A 3275-nucleotide genomic window follows, 5' to 3' on the forward strand; every position below is an offset into this window, starting at 1 on the left:
GTTTCCGCTGGAGAGCACTCCGATCCCGAGCGCGGGCACGCTGATCTGCGCACTGGCCAGCGGCTCGCCGGTCTCCGCGTCCTCCACGGTGCCCGTAATGGTGCCCGTCTGCTGAGCGGACACCGGGACCACCCAGGTGAGTCCCGCAGCCATCATGGCCAACGCGAACGTCCACACCTTGAAGACCGGGCCTGAACGACCGGCTTCACGAGCAGCGTGGACCGCGGGATCCACGTTCAGCACGGCTTCTACGGTTTCCATGTTCCGTCTCCTTGGCCCAGGGTCGTGCGAGGTCCTCATCTTCAATCTAATGACGGGGGTTCCGCAGCCGGAAGGTGTTGCCAGGGCTTCCCGGAGGGCACCGCGCCTACTGGCTAAGAGGGCCGCGCCATTCAGCCTCGTCCGCTGTTGAACGAAACTGGTCCAAGTCGACATCTTTGGAGACACTGGACTCCACGGACGACTGGTCGCTTCGGACGCGAGCCCCGCTGGCCTAGTTCAGTTCACACTCACATGACCTCTGGATCCAAGCCTTTGGCTTCCGATCCGCAAGGTGCTCCGGCCCATGAACCACGCAGGCAATGCGGTTCCGGTTGACACCATCGCCATGGTGTCGCCCGCCGCCTCCCACCAGCCAACCGAGGTGTTCGCCGCCCCAATCGTTGAGGATGAGCAGCATCACGGCGCGCTGAGGGGATCCGGCGGCGGCAAGGCCCCGGATTGCGGCGGTTGGGTCACGGGTCCCGACACGCCGTGCCGGGTCCAATGTCACCGCTGCGCGGACGCGAGCGTCTTCCGGTGAACGCCACCCGCTCGCGGCACTACGACGTGGTCATCGTAGGCGCGGGTCCGGTGGGCAGCCTGTGCGCCATCGCCCACGCGCGCAAGGGCGCTCGCATTGCCCTCTTGGAAGCGAATCTCAAGTCTTCGAGACGAATGGCGGGGGAATGGCTGCATCCGCCCGCCGTGCGGATCCTTCACGAGTTGGGCATAGAGCTGGAAGAGCATCCGCGCAGCACGAGGGGCAAGGGGTTCGTCGTGCTCCCCGAGGACGGCTCCGACCCGATCGTTCTTCCCTATGCGAACGGATCTCACGGATTGTCGTGCGAGCACGAGGCGGTAGTCTCGACCCTGCGTAACAACGTCAAGAACGAACCGGATGTCGATTTCATTCACAGTGCCCGCGTGCGTTCGGTGGAAGACGGCAGGGTCGCCTTTGTCCGTGACGGAGCCGAGGAATCCGTGACTGCGGGGCGGATCGTGGGAGCCGACGGCCGGGCTTCGACCGTGCGCCGGTCGCTGGGCGTATCGACCGAGCGGATAACCTGCTCACGCATGGTCGGCGTCACGGCGAGCGGAGCGAGCCTGCCGCTGGAGGGTTACGGGTATGTCGTGCTCGGTGGGCCGGGTCCCATTCTCATGTACCAGCTCGGAGAGCGTTGCGTCCGCATCATCGTGGACGTCCCGCTGGACCAGTGGATCCCCCGGGACCGGATCGGCTTCCTCTCGGATGCCTATGTCGGCCTGCTTCCCGAAGCCCTCCGCCCCGCGTTCGTCGAGGCGCTGCGGGCGGGAAGGTTCGACACTGCCGCCAATGAACTCAGGCCGCGCGTGACGTACGGCACCCCGCATCGAGTGCTCATCGGCGATGCGGCCGGACACTATCATCCCATGACGGCTTCGGGAATGACGCTCGGGTTCGGCGACGCGCTCACCCTGGCCGAGGCCGGGGGCTTCAAGGACTTCGCGCGCAAGCGGTTCAGGGCCACCCACACTCCGGAACTCCTCGCCATGGAGCTGTACGAGGTCTTTGCCGATCACCGGTACGAGTCCGCGACGGTCAGACGCGCGGTCTACCGGCGTTGGCGGGCAAGCTCCTCGTTCCGCGATCAGACCATACGTCTGCTCGCCTGCGAAGAAACATCGCCAGCCCATCTCAATCTCACCGGAGGCGCGATACTGGCGCAGGCGGTCACGCGAGAGATCCCGCGATCCTTCGACCGGGCAGCTTGGCGCCGGACCCGCGACACCGTTCATGCGCTGTCCATTCGCGTCCGGTGGCTCTTGCGCGGCGTCAGGCTGCTGCGCAAGGCAAGGAAGAAGGGAATGGAGGACGAGCGGGTTCTGGACTCCCTGGGTCGAGCGTTGCCGGCCTCGATGCCGCCGAGTCCGGGCGACGCGCGTCCCGTGCGCTCACGGGAAGTGACTTCGCCAGACGCCGGACTGGCCTTGGGTCGAGCGAGTGCGCGACTGCTGAGTCTCCAAGGGGAGGATGGCGCCTGGGAGGGCGAGATGGTCTGGTGTCCCATGCTCACGGCGCAGTACGTGTTGCTGCACCATCTCCTTGGACGGCGGCTCAAGCCCGGTCGCCGCCGGCGCGTGCTGCGATCCTTCGAACGAACCCGTCTCGAAGGGGGTGCCTGGGGTCTGCACGAACACTCTGCTCCCCACCTGTTCGTCACGACGCTGGTCTATGTGGCGGTGCGGCTCCTCGGGGTCGAGCGGAATGATCCACTGGTGGAGTCGGCTCGACGATTCCTACGGGAGGAGGGCGTTCCTGGCATCCCGAGTTGGGGCAAGTTCTGGCTGGCGCTCCTCAATCTCTACGACTGGCGCGGAGTCAATCCCATCCTACCGGAACTGTGGATCCTGCCGCGCTGGTTCGCCCTGCATCCCGCCAACTGGTACTGCCACACGCGGCTCATCTACATGGCCATGGCGGCGGTTTACGCGCGGCGGTTTCAGGTGCCAGTCACACCTGTGATCGCTTCGTTGCGGGAGGAGTTGTTTTCCCAGCCGTTCGCGGACATCGACTTCTCCGAGTGCCGCGACTTGTTGCGTGACGAAGACCTCTACGCCCGGCCCAGCGGGTGGCTTCGGGCCGGATATGGGTTTGCAAGGGTGTTCGAGCGGTTCCACGGCAAGCGTCTCCGAGGGCGATGCGTGGACGCGATCCTCCGGCGCATCAGGTGGGAGCTGCGAACCACCGGCCATGCGAGCATCTCGCCCGTCAGCGGTCTGATCAACATCCTCGCGCTGTGGCTGCATGATCCGGACGACACCGACTGCCGCCGGGCGCTCAAGCAGCTGGACGGCTGGATCTGGGAGGACGAGGAGGACGGAGCGCGGGTCACAGGAGCGAGAAGCGCCTCCTGGGATACCGGATTCTCCTTGCAGGCGTTGGCGGCGGTGCCGGATGTTGACGGGGTTCGGGACGCTCTCCGGCGCGGAGCAACCTACCTGCTCCGGCAACAGATCGGCGTCAGCTTCGAGGG

At 66.0% G+C, this 3275-nt stretch carries 2 protein-coding genes; one reads left to right on the forward strand and one right to left on the reverse strand.

The genetic code is table 11. The features are described from left to right. On the reverse strand, window positions 1–261 hold a 261-nt coding region (locus OXU32_15575; protein ID MDE0075375.1), incomplete at its 3' end, for a hypothetical protein. Window positions 262–798: 537 nt separating this feature from the next. Here OXU32_15575 and OXU32_15580 point away from each other — a divergent pair. Then, a partial coding sequence (locus OXU32_15580) for an FAD-dependent monooxygenase (protein MDE0075376.1) occupies window positions 799–3275 on the forward strand: 2477 nt, incomplete at its 3' end.

The organism is Gammaproteobacteria bacterium (genome assembly GCA_028819075.1).
Classification (GTDB): Bacteria; Gemmatimonadota; Gemmatimonadetes; order Longimicrobiales; family Gaopeijiaceae; genus BD2-11.